We start from the raw sequence: 24,523 nt of genomic DNA, 5'->3' as shown, positions 1-24,523 counted from the left end.
GCACCTCCTCTCATCCCACCAGCCATCGCGGTGCCCAGTACAACACCAGGTAGATGGGAATCCATGTGAGCACGACGAAGTACCAGTAACTTGCATTTTCTTCCGCATCGACGAATCGCTTGCCTTCGACGTGTGGTGAAAAGAAGAGCACGGTAAGAACCAGTGTCTCCACCCAGTCGGTCAGAAGGTGGGTGATGTGCAGCCCTATCAATAGCCATACGATGGAACCGTAAGCGTCGCCACTCCAGTTGCAATTAAGATGTTTCATCTCGAAATAGCGGATCGTTAGATTCACTACTCCTGTCAAAGAGGCGATGATCAGACCCAGACGGACTGCGCGCAGGTCGCCCTTGTGAGCGCGACGGCGATACCATTCCGTTGGGATCAGACTCAGGAGGAAGACAGCGGTATTCAGCGAGCCCCACAGCAGGTCCGGCGGATGTCCTGTGGGCGGCCAGCGGTCAGTGCGCGAATGCAGATAGAAGTAGGAGGCGACGGCGAGAGCGAAGACTCCGCCCTCGATTGCCATCATGCCGATGGTTCCCCACCATGTCACGCTGCGAATGGCAAAGGTGACGTCGGGCAGACGTGAGACGTCGAGGGCGAGTCGACGCTGGCTTACTCCTGCTGCCATATATCTCTCCTTCTGCGACGGGATGATTCCTCGCGTGTAGGCCAGAACCAGCCGATCAGCGCGATGGCCAGCGGGACGGAGCCTATACCGATGGCGAGCGGGCGGAAGATGCTGCCGACAAACATGGCGGTCGTGACAACGGCGGCAATAAAGGGCCAGATGGTCGGTCCGGGCATCTCATCCCGTCCTTCAGGTTCGGCGTCCATGATGCGCGTGGTGACCACTTCACGAACATCAGTGTGAAGTCCGATGACGACGGGTTGATCTGGTCGGGCATCCCATAGAGGCTCGCGGCCATTGACAGTTGGAATATGCAGGAAGTTGTAGCTGCGAGGGGGTGATGCCGCCGCCCATTCGAGTCCGCCTGCGTCCCAGGGATTAGGGCCTGCGATCTGGCCGTGGCGCAGCGAGCGCACCACGTTAATGAGAAAGAGCAACACGCCGGCAAAGAGCAAGATGTATCCGGCCGACTCCACTTGGTTGAGCAGGCGCCACCCGGCGTTCAGAGGATAGGTATAGACGCGTCGAGGCATTCCGCGCAGTCCAACGAGATGCATGGGGAAGAAGGTGATGTTGAAGCCAATAAGAAAGAGGCTGAAGCTCCAGAATCCGAGACGTTCGCTCAGCATGCGTCCGGTGATCTTCGGGAACCAGTAGGCGAAGGCACCAAAGAGAGGGAAGACCGCGCCACCGATGAGCACATAGTGGAAGTGTGCGACGACGAAATAGGTATCGTGCACCTGCAGATCGACGGGCACGGAGGCGACGTAGATACCTGTCATCCCGCCGATCACGAAGACAAAGAAGAAGCCGAGCACCCACCACATGGGTGTCTTGAGGATGACTTTGCCCGTGCAGATGGTTGCAAGCCAGCAGAAGATCTGAGTGCCTGCGGGAATCGCAATCATCATGCTGGCGGCGGTGAAGAAGCTCTCGCTCATCTGGGGAATTCCGGTCGCGAACATGTGGTGAACCCACAAGCCAAATGCAATGAAGCCTGTCGCGATGAGGGAGAGCACCAGTGCCAGATACCCGAAGACGTGACGGCGCGCGAAGGCAGCGACGATGGTGGAAACGATGGCCGTACCCGGGATGAAGATGATGTACACCTCGGGATGTCCGAACCACCAGAAGAGGTGCTGAAATAGAAGTACATCGCCACCATTGGCGGGATTGAAGAACTGAGTGGAACAGGTGCGATCGAGGAGGAGCATGGTACTGGAGACCACGACACCCGGCATCGCGAAGATAACCATGAATGCTGTGACGACTTGCCCCCAGACAAAGATCGGAATGCGATTGAGCGACATGCCCGGAGCCCGCAGCTTGAAGACGGTCACGACGATCTCCACTGCGACGGAGAGAGCAGAGACCTCGGTGAATGTGATTAGCTGGGCCCAGGCGTCTGCCCGTTTGCCCGGCGCATACCGGAGCGAAGCCAGAGGGACGTAGGAGAACCATCCCCGGTCGGGACCAGAGTTTACAAAGAAGAAGGCGAACACCATCAGCCCGCCGAAGAGGAACAGGTAATAGCTGAAGGCGTTCAAACGGGGGAAGGCGATGTTGCGGGTTCCCACCATAAGAGGTACCAGATAGACGCTGAGCGCCTCAAACATCATGGGAACAGCAAACAGAAACATCATCACGGTCCCATGCATGGTGAAGATCTGGTTGTAGAGATCCGGACCCATCAGGTGGAGTTCTGGAAAGGCAAGTTGCAGACGCATGGCTCCGGCGAGCAGACCGGCTGCCAGAAAGAAGCAAAATGCAGTGACGATGTAGCGCTTTCCAATTGTGGTGTGGTGGACGGCCTTGAACCAGCCGAGAAATCCGGGCGGCTCCTGCCATATCTCTTCCAACTCCGCTGCGAGAGCGACCTCACGCTCCGCCGAGACGTCGATCTCGATGAGTTCCGCGCGCTGCTCGCTCATTGCAGCGTCTCCAGGTAGGCGATCAGGTCGTTCAGATCGGTTGAGTTCATCAGATTAGGTGGCATGCGGCAGCCGGGTTTTATCTTCTGCGCATCAAGAACCCATGCGGTGAGATTCGCGACGTTGTTCTTGAGGGCCCCGGCGGCGATGGTTGAGCGGCTGGCCAGGTGAGTCAGATCAGGTGCAGCCGTGCCGCCCGCAATCGTGCCTCGGATGGTATGGCACAGGGAACATGCCTGAGAGAGGAAGACGGTGCGGCCACGTTCGGCCTCAGGCGAGGAGGGGTCAGCGGCAGGTTTCAATTGCTGCCGATACCATGCCTCAAATTCGTCTGGCGACTGTGCGACGATGTCGAAAGCCATCTGAGCATGCTGCATTCCGCAGTATTCGGCACACTGGCCGCGCCAGACTCCAGGGCTGTCCACCTTGAACGTCAGATCGTTCTCGTATCCGGGCAGAAGGTCTTTTTTGCCATGGATGTTGGGAGCCCAGAAGCTATGAATGACGTCACGTGAGGTGCCGTGAATGTCTATGACGGTGTTGGCGGGTACATGGATCTCATTTGCAGTATGGATGACCCGGGACGGAGCTGCGCCATTGGGATAAACAACCTCCCACCACCATTGATGGCCGTAGACATCAATGCGAAGCGCTGGTTGATCTGCGAGAGCCGCCGTGCGGTGGCTGGTCACAAAGCTGGATACCATCATGATTGTGATGAGAATGACGGTTGCTATGAGGGCGCCACCCACGATCCGAGCGGCCTTCTTTTCCACTGCTGGATCGGGCGTGAAGGGGGCCGGTATTCCAGCTTCACGGCTGCGTGCGCGGAGAACCCCGATCGCGAGCACAGCGATGACGATGGCATAGACGATGGAAGTGATCCAGAAGATCAGTAAGAAGGTGTGCTCGATATGCCGCGCCTGAGGGCCTGCTGGATCGAGCGGTGTCTGATTCTTGGGGAAGGCCAGAAGTGCCATCGAGAGTCTGGCCGAACGGCACAGCATCTTCTTTTTCTCCGCAAACAGGTGTGAGCGGCTATTTCGAATGCCCAGGAGTGTTCTTAGCGAGGGCGACCTTATGAGCCGGAGGTCACGAATTATCTATTACTATCTATTGCTGTCTATACGATCCTCAAGACAAAGATGGTTGGAAAAAGTATGTGGTTGCTTCTGCTGGACGCGTTATCTACCGATCGAAGATACGGTTATCCGGTAAGGTACCCAACGTTCGGCACCGCAGGCGAGAGACTGCAAAACCTTTCAGCGGCAAATATCTCGCGGCTGTAGACCACATAGAAGGAACTTTCTGCGTCTATGGTTGCAGAAGGCCGCAGCCGCGGTCTCTCTGCAAGTCATCTTTCATGGCCAGGAGAGACCTTATGGGAATGGGAAATCCACCCGACAGATCAACCTATGCCGACCAGACCCCGCAGACCGGGCGGGCTGGGATCATGCTCAATGGGCGTTACCTTCCTCCGCCGGAGGATAAGGATGGCAAGCAGTGGGTTAGAACCAGCGCGTTGGTAATGGTATCTGCTGAGGAGCTTTATGAGATGTGGCGCGACGTCGCCAAGGCTCCTTTATGGCAGGAGGAGATCGAACGAGTCAGCGTTACCGGCGCGAAGACCTCTCATTGGGTGATGCGCTCCGGCGACGATGGCGCAAGAATCGAGTGGGATTCCGAGGTTCTAAATGATGAGCCGGCAAAACGTATCGCATGGCGGTCTATCGGTGGGGATTCCGATAACGCCGGTGAGGTGATATTCGAAGAATCTCCGACTGGACGAGGCACGGTAGTAACGGTGTTGCAGGAATTTCGTATGGGTAAGCTGACCAGCGCATGGGAGACGTTGACCGGACGTAACCCCAAGCAGGCGGTCATCGAAAACCTTCGTCATTTCAAAGCGCTTGCCGAGACGGGAGAGATTCCCCGCATTCATGGTCAGCCGCATGGGCCCCGCGGAGTTATCGGCGATATGAAGCGATCACTCTATGGAGAGACAGTTGCGACGCCAGAAGGTAAGGAACGGATCGCAAGCTAGTCGCTGATGTAGCAACCGATCAGGATCGGATGAGCAGGTGCGCTAGAGCGCCGCAAGAGAGCCACTCACAAAGGATATGGAGTTGAACAATGAAAGCTGTGTGCTGGATGGGAACCAGTAACGTCGAGACGTTGACCGTTGAAGACCCCAAGATTCTGAATCCCCATGATGCAATTCTGAAGGTGACACGCACCGCAATCTGCGGTTCAGATCTCCACCTCTACGATGGGTTTATCCCCACGATGGAGGCGGGCGACATTCTCGGTCACGAGTTTATGGGAATCGTCGAAGAGGTGGGCAAAGAGGTAACTAACCTGAAGCGGGGTGACCGCGTCGTCGTGCCATTTACGATCGCGTGTGGGAATTGCTTCTTCTGCAAGAAGAGTCTCTGGGCAGCGTGCGATAACACCAATCCTGGGGCGCACCTGATGGAAGCAGCGTACGGCTACTCCGGCTCGGGGCTGTTCGGCTACTCGCACATGATGGGTGGTTATGCAGGCGGCCAGGCACAGTATGTTCGAGTACCGTTTGCCAACGTAGGCCCCCTGAAGATTGAAAACGATCTGCCCGACGAAAAGGTTCTGTTTCTCTCCGATATCTTCCCAACCGGCTACATGGCAGCGGAGAACGCGCAGATACAGGAGGGTGATACGGTCGCGATCTGGGGATGTGGACCGGTCGGCACGTTTGCGATCGCCAGCGCATTCATGCTGGGCGCGGCCCGCGTGATCGCGATCGACCGCATTCCTGAACGTCTTGAGATGGCCCGCCGCTTCGGAGCAATCACGGTTGATTATTCGGAGAAGGATCTGGATGTGATTACGGCGCTTAAAGACATCACCGGCGGCATAGGACCGGACGCGTGCATCGATGCTGTAGGGTTGGAAGCGCATTCTACTGAGTTGCAGGGACTCTACGACAAGGTCAAGACTGCGGTCATGATGGAGACGGACCGGCCCATCGTATTGCGTCAGGCGATCCAATGCGTGCGCAAGGGCGGTACTCTCTCTATCCCGGGCGTCTACGGAGGGATGCTCGACAAAGTTAACTTCGGCGCTGCGTTTGGCAAGGGCATCACGATGAAGATGGGCCAGACCAATATGCATAGCTACATGCGGCCTCTGCTGGAGCGTGTGGAGAAGGGGGAGATCGATCCGAGCTCAATCATCTCGCACCGCATTACGCTCGATGAGGCACCGGAGATGTACAAGATCTGGCGTGACAAGAAAGACAACGTTACCAAGATCGTCATTGATCCCTGGGCCGAAACCGCCGCCTGAGCCGCACTGAACCAGATACATCAACCCGGAGGAATTACCGTGAACACATCCACGCGCGACCCCCGTGAGATGGGGCCGAAGCCCCCGTTCCCGCAGCAGCAGCAGACGCACCCTGGCAGCGTCCACAAGATGGATCCAGCTGCGGACCACGGAGAAACCAGTTATCAAGGCACAGGGAAGCTGAAAGGGCGTGCAACCATCATCACCGGCGGTGATTCCGGCATCGGGCGGGCCGTCGCGATCGCATTCGCAAAAGAGGGAGCCGACGTGCTGATCTCCTATCTTCCCGAGGAGCAGGCTGACGCTGATGACACCGCATCGGTGATCGCAGCAGCCGGCGTGAAGGTGGCCAAGCTGGCAGCAGACCTGCGTGATCCAGAGACCCCGCAGAAGCTGGTTGAGACAGCAATCAAGGAGTTTGGCCATCTCGATATCCTAGTCAACAACGCTGCATACCAGATGTCGCATGAGAAGATTGACGAGCTTTCAGCCGAGGAGTTCGAGCACACATTTCGCACCAATGTCTTCGGTACTTTTCTCATGACGCAGGCGGCCTTGAAGAAGCTACCACCCGGTGGCGTGGTGTTGAACACGACGTCGATTCAGGCTTACGATCCAAGCCCACAGCTTATAGCCTATGCGGCAACGAAGGCCGCCATTCTGAGCATGACCAAGAGCATCGCCGGCCTCGCCATGAAGCAGGGGGTACGCGTCAATGCCGTTGCCCCCGGACCTGTCTGGACTCCACTGATCCCTTCTACTATGCCGGAAGAGAAGGTAAAGAACTTCGGAGGTAATACCGACTTCGGGCGTCCTGCTCAACCGATCGAGTTGGCACGCATCTTCGTCTTTCTTGCTTCTGACGATGCCAGCTACGCGACCGGCGAAGTCTACGCTGCGACCGGTGGGCGAACTCCCTATTAGGAACTAAGCCTGCTGCGGCTGCGGAAGAGCATTGGTGACGGCGCGAAAAGCGTAAGCAATGCTCTTCCGCCTGAATGCGACGGACCCACCATCCATTCTCATGTGTGGCGGGTCTGTCGAACTACGTACCGCAGAACGTCTCGCGAACGCACTGTTCAGGGGTGGCGGGCGTTGCATAGTACTCGAGGCCGGCTCTGTCCTCGTATGGTCGCACGGCGACGTCCAACAATCTTTCAAACGGCTGTAGGTCCTGCTTCTCGACAGCTGCAGTAATTACAGCCTCTACCAGATGGTTGCGCGGAATAAAGATGGGGTTCACCCTCCGCATGCGAGTCGCGCGCTCTTCATTCGTGATGGATTCCTTCTCCAGGCGGCTTCGCCACGCAGCTGCCCATGAATCGTAAGCTACGGGATCGGCAAACAGGGCGCGTACAGCCGAATCGTCTGCACCTGCGGCAGCATCGCATAGTCTTCGAAAGGTCAGTGTGAAGTCAGCATGGTTGGTCGCCATGCTGTCCAGCAGGCTCTGAGCGAGGGCCGCGTCGCCGTCGTCTTCTGTGAAGAGGCCGAGTTTGCGACGAAAGCCTGAGATACGAGCTGCCTCGAATTGAGGTCCGAAGGAGCCAAGCGCATCATGCGCCGAGGCAAGAGCGGCTTCCTTGCTGCCTTCCTCCTGCTCGAACAAGGGGAGCAGTGCTTCGGCGAGACGCACCAGGTTCCACTGTGCAGCGTGGGGCTGGTTGCTGTAGGCATAGCGACCCTGGCGGTCGATAGAACTGAACACCATATCGGGATCGTATGCCTCCATGAAGGCACACGGACCGTAGTCGATTGTTTCGCCTGAGATCGAGGTGTTATCGGTGTTCATTACTCCGTGAATGAAGCCGACGAGCATCCATTGTGCAACCAGGTTTGCCTGACGGGTGATAATTCGATCGAGGAGATTCCGGTATGACCGCGGCGATTGTGCGATCTCGGGGTAATGTCGCGCGATTGCGTAGTTCGCGAGTATCCGCGTTCCGTCTACATCGTCCTGCGCGGCGAAGTACTGGAAGGTCCCGACGCGGAGATGGCTTGCTGCTACCCGAGTCAGAACGGCACCGGGCAAAGCTGTCTCGCGTAGCACCCGATCTCCGGTGGTGACTGCAGCCAGAGCTCGCGTGGTCGGAATTCCCAGCGCTGCCATCGCCTCACTTACGATGTACTCACGCAGCACTGGCCCCAGTGCCGCTCTGCCGTCTCCGCGGCGGGAGAAGGGCGTAGGCCCCGAGCCTTTCAGTTGAATGTCGTACCGTACGCCGTCAAGCCCGATGACCTCGCCAAGCAGAATTGCACGGCCGTCGCCGAGCTGGGGTACGAAATACCCAAACTGGTGCCCCGCATATGCCATCGCCAGAGGCTCTGATCCCTCGCCGACGCTGTTGCCTGCCAGGATGTTGATCCCTCTGTCAGTCACGAGTTCATGAGGGTCGAGTCCCAGGCTCCTCGCCAGCTCTGCATTCACCTTGATCAGACGCGGCGATGACACGGGTGTGGGCACAAGGCGGGCATAGAAGTGCCCAGGCAATCGCGCATAACTGTTATCGAAGCCAAATCGGATGGCATTTTGACGGGAGTCAGGTGACGATGTTACCGAAAGATGATCCAGCGAGTTCATATCTCATTGGATGCGACATCGCCTCTTTGGCTTCGGGAGCGACAGCACCAGATTACAGGCCGACTATTTGGCGGCCGAAAGGGAAACATCTGGAGGGACCCGCGACGAGGATTTCCTCCGCTTTATGGAAGATGTTCGTGCGGTGATTCAGCTGACAGCAACTAACCCTGCCAATTCCATGGTGGCGATCTCACGATGAAGATTTCGACATGGGTAGAGCCTGGATCCTTCCTGGATACCCGTGAGCACCGCCTACCGGGGTGCCACATCCGGCGAGATGGTTGCGGGAGCCGAACCCGTCTCCGGATTGTAATGTGGATTGGTCACATCGATTGGACCTGGTTTCTCAGGGACTGGCGAGAGCGCGCTCTCGAGCCACGCTCGGTAGACCAGGTCGCGGAGCATCCCGGCTCCAGCTGCAGTTCGGCTGTAGACCATCTCCTTAGCCTCGTGATCCTGCGGATTATTGAAGGCCCCTCGCTTATCCATCTGATAAATGGCCTCGACGTTACCTCCCGCCTGATCGAGATGAGCAAGGATCAGTTCGAATACATCCCCCTGAAGATGTCCCGGTTTGCCCAGACGGGGAGCGATGTCCTGTTCGGTGAGGCCGATCGCATCCACATAGGCCGACTCGAAACGCCCATGAATCTTGGGGTCGCGCGTATATCCCTTCGGATCTGGCCATTGCCATCCATCGTGATGAATCGTATCGTGCAGTGGCTGCGCCCCATCGCCGATGTAATGTCCCATCCAGGCCACATAAAAAGCGCAGGTCTGCTCCAGGAACGCCGTATCCCTGCCTGCCGCCCGCTCTCGCCTCAGCAGGCGCATGTCCGCCACCAAGTGTCCGTAGACCTCCGCCGCTGCATAAGGCAGTGTCCCTGTCCAGCGCACGTTCATTCGCTTCGCCTCTTCAGGATCACTCTTTCGTATTCGCAGGTTTTCGCGGTACAGCTCCAGCACAAACTCATACCTGGAGCGAGGAATCACCTTCATAAAGGCAAACTGTTCACGGAACCATCCGTGATTAGGATCCTCTTCGATCTTCGAGAACGGTTCCGACGCCCCACGCCATGAATCCGGGATGCCCGCTGTTCCTGCAATATAGTCCACATACTTCTTCAAAAAGACGGGTCCATCGTCCGGCAGCAGATCTACAGCGGTACGATCAATCACAGAGTGCGCGCGAGCACCCCAGGGATAAGCCGCCTGCGGAAGGCATACCATAGCGATCAGCAGCATCGCGGTCGACGATTTACCATTCATCTTCATCTCCAATCTGTTCTTGGAAAAGCTAAATCCCTTACACATGCGGCTTATGGATCAAGAGGATCGAGGGGATCCTGCTGGAGTGACTCTATCTTCGGAAGAAAGACCACGCTCGTGTCGGACGGATGGTCGGTAATCTTATAAGGCAGATAGCCCATCTCCTTCAGGCATCGGTACCGAAAGGCCTGGCTTGCAATCCCGTCGATCTGTCTTTTATCGCTGATCACAATTACGGGTTTGTTCATGGGAATCTCGTAACGATAGATCTCCCGTACCGCGTCTCGCAGATTCGTCGTCGTATGCCGTGCATGAGGATCGATCAGGATCGCCGACGCAGGAACACCATAGTCCGCCAACAGAGCCTTCTTCATCTCCAGAGCCTCTGCGAAACGTGTCTGCGAAGGATGCACGTAGCCTCCTGAGACCAGGACGAACGGAGCTTTGCCTGCGTGATAGGCCTCCGCGGCGAGTTTTGTACGAGCCCGGCCAGCTTCGGAGAGCGCCGTATCAGGATCACTCGGTCCTGCGCCCGGAACCACGATCACCGAATATGGATACTTCTTCCAGGCGACACCGGGAAGAGCCTTGATCGCAGCGGCATTCCCTCCTGTCTCCATCGGCTCTTCGCGCCCTGCCTCATCGCGGCGATTCATCGCCAACAACTCAAGCGCGGCCTTGAGGGAGGAGGCGAAGAAAAGTTCCGAGTTTGGAGACTCCGCAGCCGGCTGCTGTGCCAGAGCTGTTATCTTCTGCCGAAATTCCTGTGAGTTCACATCGAACGAGATGGAATCGATCAGCGGATAGCGAGGAGCCGCGCCCTGGCCATAGACAGCGATCACATTATTCATACCGCGAGCGCATATCTCCCACGAGGCGGACAGAAGCTCCGCTCCACCCTTGTTTTGATAAAGAATATACGTCCCACTGGGACGAAGCTCCTGGTCAACCATCTCCTGCAATGCAGGGGAATCCCGATAAAGCCGCTCAAGAGCGAAGGAGACGATGCGGATCTCCTCCTCAGTCCAAAGGAAACTTCTCATTGTGCAGACAGCGTCTCCCTTGCAGGATCGCAATGCAAGATTGAGATATTCCGTCCGCTCTGGGGCGATCTCCTGCAAATCTTTATCAGCGAGAAGTGCAGCCGATACCCTGGAGTTGTCTTCGATCGCCGACAGCAGGTAGAAGTTCTTATCCTGAACTGCATGCTCAAGATGAAGAGGCTTTTGGGGGACCTGACCTACCAGTCCAGCCGAAGTGAACATAAGAGTCGTCATCAAAATCGACGATGCAATGAATCTAAGCCGCATGCGAAAAACTCCCCGAATACAAGAATGACGACGCAGAAGACCCCGGGTCCTCTGCGTCAGCCAGGTTGCGAGTCCTAGAACTTCAGGCTCAGTCCGAACTGTGTATTACGAGATGTGCGCGCAGAGGTCTGCGTGAGGAAGTTACTTGCATTCTGCGCGTTGATAACCGCCCCGGTGCAGCCGGTGGTCGTGTTGCAGTTCAGGTTGTTGGTATTCAGTAGATTCTCCGCCTGGGCAAACGCTGCCAGATGGAATCGCTCACCGAAGTTGAAGTACCGCTTGATCTGTGCGTCCTCCTGCGATAGTCCGCTGCCACGAAGGCTATTGCGGCCTACGAAGGGCAAACGATCATTGATTACCCCGTCCTGGTTCAGGTCGGTGCCAGCGATCGGATTAATCGGATAGCCGGAGTTGAGAAACGTCATCGAAGAAATCTCGAAACCGTTAGCCCAGCGTAGCGAGCGCGAAGCAAATGATGTCTGATAGATTCCCTGGATAACCAGGTTGTGTCGGGTGTCGTTATCCGCGTTGCCATAGTCGCGCCGCAGGTTGGTTGGGTCGCTGATGCTGCCGCCCTCGCCGATGTTATCGGACAGAGCATGGGAGTACATATAGTTGAAGGTGAACTCAAAACCGTGTGAGAGCCTCTTCTGTAAGCTCAAAAATCCACCATTGAAGTTCGTGTTCGCTCCACTGCGAATCAGGTTGATTGCACCGAAGCTGGTATTGGGTCTATTGTTTGTTCCCAGAAAGACAGGACGTCCGTCAGCCAGATTGGTCCCACTCGGAGTCAGGTTGGTGTCAGTGTAGTAGAGCCCGTGCCGCAGGCTCGCGAACTGGTAACCGACCGTCAACTGATAGTTGTGCCCAAGATCCTGCTGGACCTGGAGGTTCGCTTGATGCTGATATGCATTGTGAAAGCCAGGGTCGAAGGCCGTGATTCTTGGCTTCACCTGGAAAGCTGATCCGCTCAGATCCGGCGTATTTGGAAACACCGGAGCTCCCGCCGTTCCTCCTGCTACCTGATAGCTCAACAGGCGATGACCATTCACCTGTGCCGCGTTATAGAAGGTGCCGAGCCCTGGAACGTCATAGTACATTCCATACGCCGCATGCACCACTGTCTTCGATCCGAACGGCGACCACGTTAGCCCGATGCGTGGAGCGATGTCGGTGTAGTCGTTCGGGATGCTTCGAGACAGCGGATAGGGAGCCTGTGCATCGAAGGTCGGAAACAGGATCGCTTCGTAACGAGCTCCTACATTAATGCTCAGGTTCTGGCTGAAACGAATCTCGTCCTGCGCGAAAAAGTTAATGAAGTTGAAGGCAATCCGAATGTCCGGGTTACCGCTGTTGGTCGTGAGGAAGGTATAGCTAAATGGCTTCCCCGTAGCCGGATCGATCTTGCCGGAAACCGTATCGAGGAACTGATCCAGCGAACTCACCGCCGGACGACTGCCAGAGGATGCGAGGCCGCTGAAGGTAAACGTGGGAGCTGTTCCCGAGAGATTGGCGAAGAGCTCATGATCATACTCACCACCGAACTTGATAGTATGTCTTCCGCGTGTCCAGGTGACATTATCCAGCACGCTCGTGCTGCGCTCCGTCGTGGTCGTCGTTGTCAACGGGCTGTATCCAATGTTGGCCACGCTGCTGATATTGATTAACGCGTTGCCGTATTGAGACCCATTTACCAACGGGAAATTTCCCGTGTCACGTTGAATCACTCCAAATCGCATCTCGTTCAGTAGATGATCGGAGAGCACAGTCGCCAGCTGCATTCCGCCGCCATTCTGATGATCGGTATAGTGCGACCCGCGATCCGCAATGCTCAGTCCGCTCGCGTTGTTAGGCTGTTCATTGGTAAAGCGCGCATAACGCACATAACCGCTATTCTTCGCATTCAGGTTGAAGTCCACTTTACCGACGAGGGTGCGATAGGTCTCACCGAAGGGTGCCGTCCCAATCTGATCCGGCGCCAGCCCCAGTGCGGCAGCATTGGCCGGTGTGATCGTGATCGCCTGAGGAAGCGTATAGGGATTATTTTCGAACTGCCCGAAGAAAAAGAGCTTGTCCTTGATGATGGGACCGCCCAACGTGAACGCGACATCCCACCAGCTACGGTCGGGTTGTGACTGGGCCAAGGTCGGAATCGCCTGTAAATCCAGCGGTCTCCACTGGCCCAGCGCCGAACCGTGGAACTGATTTGTTCCAGACTTAAGCACAACGTTGATTTGTCCACCCGCTGCGCGACCGAATTCAGCGGAATAGCCACTGGAAAGTGTCTGGGTCTGGGCTACGGCCTCGGGTGTAACGATAATCAATCGAATCTGCCGGCTGGAACCATGCTGCGTGTTGTCCAGACCGTCCAGGTTCCATTGCGAACGCTCTGTTCCGCCGAAGGTAAACTGGGTTGTTGAGAACGTATTTGTCGGTATGCCGATCACACCCGGCGAGAGCAGAAGATAATTAAACAGGTTGCGCGACACGATCGGAAGATTCTCGATTTCATGCTGATCGAGAACCGCTCCGACTGTCGAGGTGCCGGTATCCATCAGGCTCGTCCCTGCATCTACCTGCACCGTCTCCGAAGCATTCCCCACCGCAAGGGAGATGTCGATCCGGGCTTCCTGACCCACACTGAGTACGATTCCCTCATGCGTCGTCTTCTGGAAACCATCCGCCGTGGCCTCCAAGCGGTACGTGCCTACATGCACCAAAGGGAAACGGTAGTAGCCGCTGGAGTCAGTCGTAGTCTCCTGCGACACTCCAGTGCCAACGTTAATAAGTGTAATGTGCGATCCGGTAATTGAACTCTTCGAAGGATCGAGCACATAGCCATTGACTGCTGCGTCCACAGCGTTTGCCTGACCGAGTGAGAGTCGGGAAAACGCCAGGAAGAGGGTGATACAAAGAAGGCAAAGTTTTCGATTCATGCTGGCTCTCCGATTCGAGCGATCGCCCGGCGGAATTACCGGCCAACGCGCTCTACTGCTCTCAACGCTAGAGAGCCACCAGTCCGCTAGACAGTCTCAATTCACCCGTAACAATGTGATTTCACAATGTTGCAAAGACGGAAGTCTCTGAAAACAAACCAGCTTTGTACTCGCCCCGTATCGGGGTTTACAAAGATTTCATAAGTATTCGCCATACTTAACAAGTGCCAGCGCTTCTGCCAGAACTGTCATCGCACGCGCCATCTTCCTTAATAGAAGACGAGCGTTGGCAGGCAACCTTGCGGATCGTCAACTCCGCGCGCTTTTCCAAGTCTTCACGACTGTCGCAGCTCCTGCTCTATCTTGCGAAACAGACGCTGCTTGAACGCACCGCGCTTCTCAACGAACAAAATATTGCTGTCGACGTCTTCGAACGTGGCGACGGATTTGATCCCAGTGTCGACACCATCGTCCGCTCACATATGGTGCGCCTGCGGCAGAGACTTGAGCAGTGTGCCTCGGACTTCCCCGACGACAGCTTTCGTGTGACCGTACCCAAAGGCGAGTACATCGTGCGCTTCGACCGCACTGCGCCGGATGTGTCGGACATCGTCAGGAACTCGTTCGCTTCTCCGCCCGTCAAAGAGCTTCCACTATCCGCAGAGAGGTCTTTGGGGACCCGGTGGATTACGAATCCTCTTTTCCTCCCCTGCTGTCTCATGGGGCTCACCATCGTGGGCCTCTCCGTTGTTCTATGGTCCGGCCATCATCGCATTCAGCGTTCCGCTTCGCCGCCACCCCACCCTCTCTGGAGCCGCATCTTTCAGTCTTCTCGTCCAACGACCTTTGTAGCCGCCGATAACGGTCTGGTGCTTCTGCACTGGATGACAAAGAAGGACACTACCCTGGCCGACTATCTCGATCACAACTTCAATCAGGAGCTGCAGGGTCTGCCTCGAGATCGAGCCGACGAGATTCGCGATATCGCCAATCGTCGCTACACCTCTTTTGTCGACCTTAACCTCTTTCGCCGCATTCAGCAGCTTCCCTCTGCTTCCGCCGATCGCCTCATCCTGAGATATGCTCGCGATCTTGGCGTGGACGAACTCAAACAGGGCAACATCATTCTCTCGGGAGCCCGCGGCGCCAACCCTTGGGTCGAGCTCTACGAGCCCCAGATGAACTTCTACGGCTCGGACGACGGACTCCATCACATTTATAGTTTCATCAATCGCCAGCCAAAGGCGGGAGAGCCTGACCGCTACTTTGCCTCAGCCTCAGACCCAAAGCACCACGTCCTTGGCGTCCTGGCCTTTATCTCCAATCTCGACCGGAACGGGAACGCCCTGATCGTCGAAGGCAATTCCATGGCGGGCACGGAGGCCATCACCGATTTCCTTTTCAACGACGATGCCCTCCTTCCCTTCCTTAATCAACTCAAACGCCCCGACGGCAGCTTGCCGCACTTCGAGGTCCTTGTCGAGTCCAATAGCGTAAACGGCAACGCCGGCCCCTTTCACATCCTTTCCTACCGCACCCATCCTTAGCGGCTCGAGAGGCTCCCACGGTGCTGACGAACTATTTCTTCGGACGCACTGGGGGTCTATCTTGCGGAAAGGGAAACACCATAAGTTGCGCGATTTTCGCGATGGGTAATTTACCAGAGCACGTCGCCGCAAGACAATGCCGCTGTGGTGCAATAGTGACCTTGAACGAAGAGCGATAAGGTGAATGCCGGGCAAACTGAATCTGATTCGGGGCGCCGAGAGCATGTGATTGAAGAATTTTTGGGAATGATCTCTCATCGAACAATCAGATCGGCTGTTTCGCACTTTGGGCGGAGCAAAGACGGCGGCAGCCTGATCGAGGTCGCCGTGTTTCTACCACTGGTCCTGCTCTGTGCAGCGTACGCGGTCGAGTTTGCCTATTTCTTTATCATCAGTGCAACCCTGATCTCGTCTTCTCGCAATGCCGCCCAGTACTCCATCCAGGGTTATCAGTCGCCGGGTCAGATTTCGCTCCCGGTAGCCGGCCCTTCGTCGTCTGTTTCTTCGGTAGCGGCACTCGCAGTGGCAGACCTGGGCAGCAATGCCGTGTCAGGCGCAAGCGTGAACGTCTGTTCCAAGGTCGTTGGAATCACCGGCAATGCGACGCAGTGCGTCAGTTATGGGCCCAGTGTATCTACGAATACGTCCTTGGCGTCGCAGATCGATCCTGAAGCTCCCACATTCCTGCTCAACCGGGTCGACATCACGTACACGGTGCAGCCACCTATCCCACTGACATTTTTCAACATTCCGCTGGTTCCGACGTTGGCTTTCCATCGATATACTTCGATGCGGGTGATGGACTGATGAGGAAGGCAGTACGCATGTCTGTTCATCTGAGAAGACTCTTATGCGATCCTCTCGGGTCCAGCTCGATAGAGACCTCCCTCGCGCTTCTTCTTGCCCTTCCGTTCACCTTCGCCGCATTTCAACTCTGCCTGTACGCTTATGCGCAGTCTGTGCTCAGTGATTCGGTTCGTGTCGGCGTGCGATATGCCATTGTCCACGGATCGGACAGTGCTGCCTGCAGTGGCCCCAGCGCGGGCTGCTCGGATTCAAGCGCGGCCAATGTGATATCGACCGTACAAAATAATGCGGGGCGTTATCTGAACATTCTCAAGGCCGTCAACGTTACGGTGTTGTATCCAGACGCTTCTTCGGCGCCCCCCTCCCGAGTGGTCGTGACCGCCACATACAGGTATTTGCCGATCGTCAGCAGCTCGAGTATGGCGTATTCCATGTATGCGACAGCCGGGGGACGCATTGTTTTTTAGAGAAAGAGAGGCGCTGGCGGAACGCGGGTGTGCAGGGCGGTCGAGCGAGGCAGGGCAGGCAATCATTGAACTCATCCTGCTGTTTTCATGCCTGACTCTGGCCGGCCTTGCATTCGGAGTGGACTTCGCAAACCTCTGGTATCACAGGCAGGGCACACAGACAGCTGCCGATGCGGCTTGCCAGGCTGGCGCAATGGATCTGCTCGGAAAGGCCGGCGGCCTGCAACTCAGCTCAATGGGTTTTACCCCTGGGACCCCCAGTGACTGTGTGTCATCGCCCTCGGCTGCCATGTGCGCTTACGCAAAATTCAATGGATACAGTGGAGCAGGGGCGAAGGCAGGGGCCAGCTCCAGTTCAGCCTGGAATACCGTCTCATGGACGTTTCCAGCCTCCGTGTCCGGAATCACGGCTCCGCCTTCTTCCGCATCGGCGACTCCGTACCTGCAGGTCAGTGTGATTGAGAACGTTCAGACGTATTTCATGTCGCTGTTCACGCACTCAAAGTACGTGCAGGTGAAGTCCACCTGCACCTGCGGACTCGCGCAGGTGAAGGAAGCTGCGCCGATCGTTGTGCTGCATCCCAGTATGAGTGGAGCGCTGAGCTATAGCGGCGGAGCAATCCTGAAGATCATCGGCGGCCCGCAGCGCAGCCTGCAGGTTAACTCGACCAGCACCACCGCTATCAAGTGCAGCCCTTCCGGCTATGTTGACAGCAGCGCCGCCGGTCCCAGTAACACCGGGGCCGATGTAGGAGTGGTGGGTGCGGAGACCCAGGCTCAGAACGGGTGCGCAGGAAGCGGCGGCTTCAAAGGATTCAACGGAGGAACCACAGGAAAATGGCGCAGCTCTGTTCTTCCGGTGCCAGATCCTTACGCCGCAGTTCCAGCCCCACTCAGCCTGAAAGGCATCACGACCAAGCCTGTCACCTACAACGCCAGTACCGGAGCTTACTATCAGTGGGTCGGATACGGAATCGACGGGTGCCCTGATAAAGATCAGCCAGCTTACGGCGGTTCTGGTGTAGCGACAAATTGCGCGGAATTCGGCCCTGGGTATTATCCCAACGGAATCCCGCTTCCGAATAACTACTCGATGATCATTTTTCTGCCAGGCGTGTACTACGTCAACGGATCGTTGGCACCGGGAGGAAGTAATACCTTAAGGGTTGCGACGCCGTGCTGGTCTTCGCCAGTCTCCGGCTATTCTGCCAGCGCGTGCAGTGCGGTCGCGGCTGCGAAAGGCCTTGTCTACAGCCGGACGCAGGGAGTGATGTTCTATTTCACTGGTTCGGGAACATTTACAGTCGGTGGAGGATCCAGTGGCGACCGTATCGATAATGTACCTTCCGCTGCGCTGACCTGCGATGGCTCATCGCCTCCCTCTTCGCTGGGCATGCCCACGTCTCTCGCCGGAAATGTTTTGTGGGCGCAGTGCACGCGAGATGCTACCTATTGGGACAGTGGCGGAGATACCACGGACGTGGCCGGCGCTCCCGGGAACCGCGGAATTCTCATGTTTCAGGATCACAGCTATGCCAAGAGTCCTACCTTATCGGGATCGGGGCAGATCGGGTATGCAGGGTCCTTGTACTTCCACCAGAATCCACCGAGCTCGAGCGGGACCGGCTATGGCGATGTCCTGAGCTTAACCGGGGGCTCCGGCACTGGAAGCTTCATCCTGGGAAACATTGTGGCCGACCAGATCACGCTATCTGGAAGCGGCACGATAGGGATGCAACTGAATCCTACGCCCTCGGTCTACATGCTGAAGGCGGCCGCATTTCAGTAAATGCAGACGCATAAATCCGTGATGCGACGTGCGTGGCTCACAGGAAAGCTCCAAGACATAGAGATCCCACGATCGCGGAGACTACCGATAACTTTTGGGGCCCATCAATACAACTTTTGGGTGTTACTCCTGCCTGAATCTCTGGGTACTATCTTCTCATCGGCGGGAACAAGCGGGCTCAAGGAACGTGATTGAGTGACTCAGCTTTCCCGACAAGGAGAAGAGACGTGAAGAATTTTCGTAACACTTTCGTTAATCTGCTGCGGGACGACTCGGGTCAGGACTTGATCGAGTACGCCCTCGTGGCCGCCCTGATCGGCCTCGGCGCAACTGTTGCAATGAGGGGCCTGTCGACCACCCTTGGCACTGCCATGAACAGCATTGGGACCAGCGTCACCAGTGCGGTTGCCGGCTCCTAAGCGGCTTCGACGATCCCTTGGGACGCGAGCGCCTCGATAGGCTTGGCGTCCCAAGGGGTTCCACCTTTCTCGCGATCAAACCAATTACATTCCTCTCTCGCTGCAGCCTTTTCCCTGCCTCAGGTCCGAAATGCCGACTTACTCGCAACATCTTCTTTATCTCTCGATCGCTGTAGCCGCCGCGCTCGTGGCCGCGGTGTGGGATGTGAAGACCCGACGGATCCCCAACTGGCTGACGGCATCATCCATTCTGATTGGCCTGGCCCTGCACCTGATCCTCGGCGGCCCGCGCGAGATGGCGATGGCTTTGCTTGCCGCGCTTGTGGGTGGCGGCATCTTCACGGCGTTCTTCATCGCCGGCGGCATGGGTGGCGGCGATGTCAAGCTGATCGCTGCGGTCGCCTCAATTGTGAGCTTTCCATCGCTTTTCCAGGTTCTCGTGACAACGGCAATCATGGGCGGAGTGTTCGCGTTGGTCCTGGCGATGGCACGTGGCAAGTTGAAGCAGACGGTTCAGAATATCGGTTTGCTCTTTTTCCACCATCGACATGAGGGACTGACGCCTCACCCGCAGCTGAATGTTAGGAACGATCGCACGCTGCGCCTGCCCTACGCAATCGCGATTGCTGCCGGATGCCTGATTACGTTCATCAGTGAAATCCCACTGAAATAGACCCGATGCCTCCACGATTCATCCTCGCCCTTCTCGGAGCCCTGGTTATCTCGGGTGGGTGCACCCTGCTGCTCGGTCACAAGATATCGCAGCGCGAACGACACAAAGAGCCCATGGTGCGTTATGCGGTTGCTGCGAAGGCTATGGATGCCGGAGAGATCATCAAGCCCGAAGAGGTGACGTTGATCGAGTGGCCTGCCTCGAAGCCAGTACAAGGTGCTTTGGCGAAGACCGAAGACGCGGTAGGCCGTTCCGTAATTTATCCCATGGAAAAGGGCCAGATCGTACTGGGAAAATACCTTTCGGCCCCGGGCACTGCCATAGGCCTGACCCCAAGGATTGCTGAAGGGATGCGGGCGGTGGCGCTGAAATCGGATGACGTTGTGGGAGTGGCCGGATTTCTGTTTCCCGGCTGCCGAGTGGATGTGCTGGTCACCTACCACCCCTCCCAGGGCCCGGAGCCTGTCACCCTTACTGTGGTTCAGGACGCACAAGTGCTTGCCGTCGGTCATCAGATCCAGCCGAGCCCGGATGGTAAGGCAGCTTCTGTGAATGTTGTCACGGTCCTTGTGAATCCTGCCGATGCAGAGAAGCTTGTACTTGCCAGCACGCAGGGTTCGATCTATTTCATGCTCCGCAATGGAGGCGATCACCAGCAGGCCTCGAATACGCCAGTGCAGTTGAGCGATATCGACGATGCGCGCGGGGCAAAGCCCAAATCGGTGCATAGACCCTCCACGCAAATCGCAAAGTCAAAGACCTACGTGGTGGAGACCATCGCGGGCGATAAACAGACTACGGTCGGATTCAACTAGGGATGCCTGACGTGCGACGAATATCCACAATGTGGCGAGTAAGGATCCTGCGCGGAACCGCCGCAGTTGTGCTGGGACTCGGTTGTTCCCATGTCGGGGCAAGCGGGCCCTCCGTCGTCCCGGCTGGCGGCACCCCGATGCCATCGCAGCCAAAGGGCGGCGCGCTTCACCTGGTGGTCGGGCACTCGGTAGTGATCACCAGCGGAAGCCGATTGAAGCGGGTCTACGTGAGCAATCCCGCCGCGGTGGGCTCACTCACGTCCAGCCCCCATGAGGTTCTGGTTACAGCGAAGGCCTCTGGAGTCAGCAGCCTGGTGTTGTGGGATGAGACGGGACGAAGCACTCTTTATACCGTGTCCGCCGATCTCGATGTAGAGGCGCTCCGAGGCATCCTGACAGCGGCTTTTCCTGACGAAAACGTCACCGTATCTGCACTGCAGGATCGGATAGAACTGTCAGGGACAATGCTAAGCCAGGCAGATGCAGACCTGGCGTTGAAGCTGGCGCAGACCTACGGTAAAGATATCGCCAACTCGTTACAGGTGATCCCTCCGCACCCCAAGCAGGTGGAGCTGAAAGTCCGTTTCGTCGAGGTGGATCGCGTTAAGCTGGCCCAGTTTGGTTTCAACTTCTTAAAAGCCGGAACGACTACAGCGCTGACATCGACGCAGCAGTTCAGCTCCTTCGGTCCTCCGACGATTACGTCTTCGGGAGGATCGGCCTCGACATCTGTTACCCTCTCGAATGCGCTCAACTTCTTTCTCTATAACTCTCAGTACGACATCGGCATGGCGCTGAAAGATCTTGAGACCAAGCAAGTAGCGCAGATACTTGCCGAGCCTACGATCACCTCAATCAGTGGTGAAGAGGCGAGCTTCCTTTCCGGCGGCGAGTTTCCTTTCCCGATCGTGCAGACATCAGGCGGTCTGGCATCGGTCACGATCCAGTTCCGGCCCTATGGTGTTCACCTCACATTTACTCCGACGGTCAATGCTGACGGAACGATCCGGCTGAAGGTAATGCCTGAGGTAAGCGCGCTGGACTATACCAACCAGGTTCAGATCTCCGGCTATACCATTCCCGCGATCTCAACACGCCGGGCGCAGACCGACATCGAACTGCGGAGCGGACAGAGCTTTGCTATTTCAGGTCTGCTGGACCGCCGCATCACCGACGCACTCTCGAAGACGCCAGGCATCGCCAGTGTGCCTATCCTTGGCCAACTTTTCAAATCGAAAGACAAAAGCACATCACTGGTTGACCTGATGGTGATTGTGACACCGACCATTGTTGATCCGCTTGAGAAGGCGCAGCCCATCACTGAGCCTTCAATGCCAGTGCCGAATCTGGACAAAGACAACTTCGACAAGGACCTGAATAACAAGAAGAAGCAGTGAAGATTTTATGAATCCTGTTGACCACAACATCGAAGCCACTACACTCGCCACCTTCACGGTTTGCGGCGACAGCGATCTGTGCGATGTGGCTCTGTCAGCTCCTATGTATGTTCCTGGCGTCGAGTTCGCCGGTGACTTCCATGACTACATCACAAAGGACCGGAGACCACAATTTCCTCCGTCGATCAGGCGCGCTCATTCGTGTGTAGCATTCATCGACTTCGACCGTCACTGGGAGCAGGCCCTCGAGACGGTTGAAGCCCTAAGCAGCACACGTGAGCAGCGTATTGTTTCTATCGGCATCTCGTCCGATCTGGACACGGATCGTCTGCTCGAAGCGATGCGAGCGGGATGTAGCGAATTCATCAGGAAACCTGTCGACCAGATTCGCTTCCAGCAGACGCTGGAACACTGGCAGGATCGGCTCTCGTCGCGAAATATGTCCTCCTCACGGCGCGGTCAGGTTCTCACGTTCTTCGGATCCAAGGGCGGTGTAGGAACAACGACGCTTGCGATTCACCTGGCGATTGAGCTGGCTCAGAAGCATAGCGGCAAGGTGCTGCTGATTGATCACCATCACCAGTTAGGGCATGTCTGTCTCCATCTGGCGATCAAAAATACCCAGTACCACTTCGATGATCTTGTTCGAAACGCCGACAGGTTGGATACGAACTTGTTGAAGGGCTTCGTGGTGAAGCATTCGAGCGGACTGGACGTACTTGCCGCGCCTGAAGGCTGCATGGGGTTACAAACCAGCACGCGCAGCCAGATTGAACAGGTCCTCGATTTCCTGCGTGCCGAATACGACTTCATCCTTATCGATACATCGTTCCTCTATGACAGCACATCGGCTTTCGTCCAGTGCTGCGATGAGGTGAACATCATCGTGACACCGGATATCCTTGCGCTACGCGATCTCACCCGACACGTCGAGCATCTTGGCTTGTCAGCAGTAGCTCCCGGCAAGTTGCGGATCGTCGTCAATCGCGTTGCGCCAGGGGACGATATCCGGCCAGACCAGATTGCGAAGGCTGTACGCGAGCCGGTTTTCCTGACAATCTCCAACCTGCATCCACAGGTTACTCAAGCGATGAATGCAGGTGAGCCACTCTCTTCTAAAAATAAATCAGCCTTCTCTTCACAGATCTCCCTTTGGGCTGGCCGGATTGCCCCCACTCACAGCGGTGTTGGCCAAACCGCTGTAAAGAAAAAGCTATTCGGACTCTGGAAATGACGATGAGCGCTTGTACTCGAGAGGAGGGGCACCATGCCTGAAGCCGTGATACGGATGATTCAGCCCACGCGCGGTCCAGTCTCTGAGCCTCGTGGATCTCGGAGTGCCTCGGCAACGACGCAGCACGACCTTAAATCTGCCGTGCACCATGAACTCATCAAGCGACTCGACCTGGAGAAACTGGCTGGCGAGCATGGAGCTGATGGCCAGGGCCGCGCCCAATTGATGGGCGTCATTCAACAGCTGATTGCAGAGCAGGGAATGCCGCTCAGCACAGCTGACCGCGATCGCCTTGGTCAGGAGGTTCTCGACGAACTGTTCGGGCTCGGACCTCTGGAGCCATTGCTGCAGGATCCGGCCGTGAATGACATTCTCGTCAATACTCATCGGACCGTCTACGTCGAACGCCGTGGTGTGCTCGAGAAGACCGGGGTCGTCTTTAAGGACAACGCCCATCTCATGCACATTATCGACAAGATCGTCTCTGCAGTGGGGCGGCGTGTGGATGAATCTTCACCGTTGGTGGACGCTCGACTGCGGGATGGATCACGCGTGAATATCGTCATTCCTCCGCTTGCTGTCGATGGTCCGATCGTCTCGATTCGAAGATTTCCTACTTCTCCGTTGACTGCAGACGATCTGCTCAGCAAAGGGGCGATGACTCCCCAGATGCTTTCGGTTCTGAAGGGAGCAGTTCAAGCCCGACTCAATATTGTCGTCGCCGGAGGAACTGGTGCGGGTAAAACGACGCTGCTGAATGTACTCTCCGGCTTCATTTCTCCCCACGAGCGCATCGTTACGATCGAAGACTCTGCCGAACTTCAAGTGAAGCAGGAACACGTGGTCCGCCTGGAATGCCGGCCTGCCAACGTGGAAGGCAAAGGCGCTATCCGGCAGCGAGAGCTGGTCATCAATGCTCTGCGTATGCGTCCTGATCGCGTCATTCTAGGTGAGGTCCGGGGAGAGGAAGCTCTGGATATGCTGCAGGCGATGAACACTGGCCATGACGGCTCTCTCACAACGTTGCATGCGAATACCCCCCGCGATGGGATATCCCGTCTGGAGACGATGTGTCTGATGGGGAATGCCTCCCTTCCCGAGAAGGCTATCCGGCAGCAGATTGCTTCGGCTGTCCACTTGTTCATCCAGGCTCACCGGCTCAGCGATGGAAGCCGACGCATCACTCACATCAGCGAAATTACCGGAACCAGCGGCGACGTCGTGAGTATGCAGGACATCTTTCTGTTTGAGAAGCAGGGGCTCGCAGCCAATGGAAGAGTCCGGGGACGCTTCTACGCCACCGGGATCGTGCCGAAGTTCGCCGAGAAGTTGAAAGCAGCCGGCATACCACTCGACCTGAACGTGTTAACTCACTCGGTGGAGGTGTGAT

Annotated in this window: 20 protein-coding genes; 13 read left to right on the top strand and 7 right to left on the bottom strand. The window is 56.6% G+C overall.

What is annotated here, in order from left to right:
* Window positions 1-10 precede the first annotated feature (10 nt).
* Genes JAO29_RS17235 through coxB form a run of 3 tightly spaced genes read right to left on the bottom strand, consistent with a single transcriptional unit; the run spans window position 11 to window position 3,572 of the window.
* Window positions 11-634, bottom strand: coding sequence for a cytochrome c oxidase subunit 3 (locus JAO29_RS17235; RefSeq protein ID WP_334269496.1), 624 nt, complete (start codon window positions 632-634; stop codon window positions 11-13).
* On the bottom strand, window positions 619-2,565 hold the full coding sequence (gene ctaD / locus JAO29_RS17230; protein WP_334269495.1) for a cytochrome c oxidase subunit I: 1,947 nt from the start codon (window positions 2,563-2,565) through the stop codon (window positions 619-621). The genes JAO29_RS17235 and ctaD overlap by 16 nt, the downstream gene beginning before the upstream one ends.
* Window positions 2,562-3,572 carry a cytochrome c oxidase subunit II gene (coxB, locus tag JAO29_RS17225; protein ID WP_334269494.1) on the bottom strand — a complete coding sequence of 337 codons (1,011 nt, stop codon included), beginning with the start codon at window positions 3,570-3,572 and terminating at the stop codon, window positions 2,562-2,564. Before coxB ends, ctaD begins: the two co-directional genes overlap by 4 nt.
* A 374-nt stretch (window positions 3,573-3,946) precedes the next feature.
* Here coxB and JAO29_RS17220 point away from each other — a divergent pair, with 374 nt between their 5' ends.
* From JAO29_RS17220 to JAO29_RS17210, 3 genes are all read left to right on the top strand, one after another.
* A complete protein-coding gene (locus JAO29_RS17220) occupies window positions 3,947-4,609 on the top strand; it encodes an SRPBCC family protein (RefSeq protein ID WP_334269493.1) in 663 nt (220 codons plus the stop codon).
* Between the two features lie 89 nt (window positions 4,610-4,698).
* Complete coding sequence (locus JAO29_RS17215) at window positions 4,699-5,889, top strand: zinc-dependent alcohol dehydrogenase (RefSeq protein WP_334269492.1); 1,191 nt, start codon at window positions 4,699-4,701, stop codon at window positions 5,887-5,889.
* A gap of 39 nt (window positions 5,890-5,928) precedes the next feature.
* Window positions 5,929-6,813 (top strand): SDR family oxidoreductase, encoded by an 885-nt coding sequence (locus tag JAO29_RS17210; RefSeq protein ID WP_334269491.1) that lies wholly within the window; start codon window positions 5,929-5,931, stop codon window positions 6,811-6,813.
* A gap of 121 nt (window positions 6,814-6,934) precedes the next feature.
* On the opposite strand, the gene JAO29_RS17205 is transcribed toward JAO29_RS17210, so the two are convergent.
* The 4 genes from JAO29_RS17205 to JAO29_RS17190 all read right to left on the bottom strand — a co-directional run bounded on the left by JAO29_RS17205 (window position 6,935) and on the right by JAO29_RS17190 (window position 13,985).
* Window positions 6,935-8,470 (bottom strand): protein adenylyltransferase SelO, encoded by a 1,536-nt coding sequence (locus tag JAO29_RS17205; RefSeq protein ID WP_334269490.1) that lies wholly within the window; start codon window positions 8,468-8,470, stop codon window positions 6,935-6,937.
* Window positions 8,471-8,722: 252 nt separating this feature from the next.
* Entirely contained in the window at window positions 8,723-9,739 is a 1,017-nt protein-coding gene (locus JAO29_RS17200) for a hypothetical protein (RefSeq protein WP_334269489.1), read from the bottom strand.
* Between the two features lie 50 nt (window positions 9,740-9,789).
* On the bottom strand, window positions 9,790-11,049 hold the full coding sequence (locus JAO29_RS17195; RefSeq protein WP_334269488.1) for a YdcF family protein: 1,260 nt from the start codon (window positions 11,047-11,049) through the stop codon (window positions 9,790-9,792).
* A 74-nt stretch (window positions 11,050-11,123) separates the two neighbouring features.
* Complete coding sequence (locus JAO29_RS17190) at window positions 11,124-13,985, bottom strand: TonB-dependent receptor (protein WP_334269487.1); 2,862 nt, start codon at window positions 13,983-13,985, stop codon at window positions 11,124-11,126.
* A 299-nt stretch (window positions 13,986-14,284) separates the two neighbouring features.
* On the opposite strand from JAO29_RS17190, the gene JAO29_RS17185 reads away from it, so the two are divergent.
* The 10 genes from JAO29_RS17185 (at window position 14,285) to JAO29_RS17140 (ending at window position 24,522) form a co-directional block, all read left to right on the top strand.
* The gene (locus JAO29_RS17185) at window positions 14,285-15,532 is read left to right on the top strand and encodes a hypothetical protein (RefSeq protein WP_334269486.1); all 1,248 of its coding nucleotides are present in this window, start codon (window positions 14,285-14,287) and stop codon (window positions 15,530-15,532) included.
* 246 nt (window positions 15,533-15,778) lie between these two features.
* Window positions 15,779-16,339 (top strand): TadE/TadG family type IV pilus assembly protein, encoded by a 561-nt coding sequence (locus JAO29_RS17180; protein ID WP_334269485.1) that lies wholly within the window; start codon window positions 15,779-15,781, stop codon window positions 16,337-16,339.
* 17 nt (window positions 16,340-16,356) lie between these two features.
* Window positions 16,357-16,806, top strand: a complete 450-nt coding sequence (locus JAO29_RS17175; RefSeq protein WP_334269484.1) for a TadE family protein — start codon at window positions 16,357-16,359, stop codon at window positions 16,804-16,806.
* On the top strand, window positions 16,796-18,595 hold the full coding sequence (locus tag JAO29_RS17170) for a pilus assembly protein TadG-related protein (protein WP_334269483.1): 1,800 nt from the start codon (window positions 16,796-16,798) through the stop codon (window positions 18,593-18,595). Before JAO29_RS17175 ends, JAO29_RS17170 begins: the two co-directional genes overlap by 11 nt.
* Window positions 18,596-18,822: 227 nt before the next feature.
* Window positions 18,823-19,014 carry a Flp family type IVb pilin gene (locus tag JAO29_RS17165; protein ID WP_334269482.1) on the top strand — a complete coding sequence of 64 codons (192 nt, stop codon included), beginning with the start codon at window positions 18,823-18,825 and terminating at the stop codon, window positions 19,012-19,014.
* 130 nt (window positions 19,015-19,144) lie between these two features.
* Window positions 19,145-19,687 (top strand): A24 family peptidase, encoded by a 543-nt coding sequence (locus JAO29_RS17160; protein ID WP_334269481.1) that lies wholly within the window; start codon window positions 19,145-19,147, stop codon window positions 19,685-19,687.
* A gap of 5 nt (window positions 19,688-19,692) precedes the next feature.
* On the top strand, window positions 19,693-20,502 hold the full coding sequence (cpaB, locus tag JAO29_RS17155; RefSeq protein ID WP_334269480.1) for a Flp pilus assembly protein CpaB: 810 nt from the start codon (window positions 19,693-19,695) through the stop codon (window positions 20,500-20,502).
* Between the two features lie 29 nt (window positions 20,503-20,531).
* Window positions 20,532-21,899 (top strand): type II and III secretion system protein family protein, encoded by a 1,368-nt coding sequence (locus tag JAO29_RS17150; RefSeq protein ID WP_334269479.1) that lies wholly within the window; start codon window positions 20,532-20,534, stop codon window positions 21,897-21,899.
* A 7-nt stretch (window positions 21,900-21,906) separates the two neighbouring features.
* Window positions 21,907-23,133, top strand: a complete 1,227-nt coding sequence (locus tag JAO29_RS17145) for an AAA family ATPase (RefSeq protein ID WP_334269478.1) — start codon at window positions 21,907-21,909, stop codon at window positions 23,131-23,133.
* Window positions 23,134-23,166: 33 nt separating this feature from the next.
* Window positions 23,167-24,522 carry a CpaF family protein gene (locus JAO29_RS17140; protein WP_334269477.1) on the top strand — a complete coding sequence of 452 codons (1,356 nt, stop codon included), beginning with the start codon at window positions 23,167-23,169 and terminating at the stop codon, window positions 24,520-24,522.
* Window position 24,523: the final 1 nt, after the last annotated feature.

This window comes from Edaphobacter sp. HDX4 (assembly GCF_036877565.1).
In the GTDB taxonomy this organism is placed as follows: Bacteria; Acidobacteriota; Terriglobia; order Terriglobales; family Acidobacteriaceae; genus Edaphobacter.
Note: the sequence above shows the minus strand (reverse complement) of the source record. Positions and strands in the feature narration are given on the sequence as shown.

What these genes read in the sequence shown, in the direction of transcription:
- JAO29_RS17235 (WP_334269496.1), bottom strand. Translation starts at nt 634, where the DNA reads ATGGCAGCAGGAGTAAGCCAGCGTCGACTCGCCCTCGACGTCTCACGT.
- ctaD (WP_334269495.1), bottom strand. Translation starts at nt 2,565, where the DNA reads ATGAGCGAGCAGCGCGCGGAACTCATCGAGATCGACGTCTCGGCGGAG.
- coxB (WP_334269494.1), bottom strand. Translation starts at nt 3,572, where the DNA reads ATGCTGTGCCGTTCGGCCAGACTCTCGATGGCACTTCTGGCCTTCCCC.
- JAO29_RS17220 (WP_334269493.1), top strand. Translation starts at nt 3,947, where the DNA reads ATGGGAATGGGAAATCCACCCGACAGATCAACCTATGCCGACCAGACC.
- JAO29_RS17215 (WP_334269492.1), top strand. Translation starts at nt 4,699, where the DNA reads ATGAAAGCTGTGTGCTGGATGGGAACCAGTAACGTCGAGACGTTGACC.
- JAO29_RS17205 (WP_334269490.1), bottom strand. Translation starts at nt 8,470, where the DNA reads ATGAACTCGCTGGATCATCTTTCGGTAACATCGTCACCTGACTCCCGT.
- JAO29_RS17200 (WP_334269489.1), bottom strand. Translation starts at nt 9,739, where the DNA reads ATGAATGGTAAATCGTCGACCGCGATGCTGCTGATCGCTATGGTATGC.
- JAO29_RS17195 (WP_334269488.1), bottom strand. Translation starts at nt 11,049, where the DNA reads ATGCGGCTTAGATTCATTGCATCGTCGATTTTGATGACGACTCTTATG.
- JAO29_RS17190 (WP_334269487.1), bottom strand. Translation starts at nt 13,985, where the DNA reads ATGAATCGAAAACTTTGCCTTCTTTGTATCACCCTCTTCCTGGCGTTT.
- JAO29_RS17180 (WP_334269485.1), top strand. Translation starts at nt 15,779, where the DNA reads ATGATCTCTCATCGAACAATCAGATCGGCTGTTTCGCACTTTGGGCGG.
- JAO29_RS17175 (WP_334269484.1), top strand. Translation starts at nt 16,357, where the DNA reads ATGTCTGTTCATCTGAGAAGACTCTTATGCGATCCTCTCGGGTCCAGC.
- JAO29_RS17160 (WP_334269481.1), top strand. Translation starts at nt 19,145, where the DNA reads ATGCCGACTTACTCGCAACATCTTCTTTATCTCTCGATCGCTGTAGCC.
- cpaB (WP_334269480.1), top strand. Translation starts at nt 19,693, where the DNA reads ATGCCTCCACGATTCATCCTCGCCCTTCTCGGAGCCCTGGTTATCTCG.
- JAO29_RS17150 (WP_334269479.1), top strand. Translation starts at nt 20,532, where the DNA reads ATGTGGCGAGTAAGGATCCTGCGCGGAACCGCCGCAGTTGTGCTGGGA.
- JAO29_RS17145 (WP_334269478.1), top strand. Translation starts at nt 21,907, where the DNA reads ATGAATCCTGTTGACCACAACATCGAAGCCACTACACTCGCCACCTTC.
- JAO29_RS17140 (WP_334269477.1), top strand. Translation starts at nt 23,167, where the DNA reads ATGCCTGAAGCCGTGATACGGATGATTCAGCCCACGCGCGGTCCAGTC.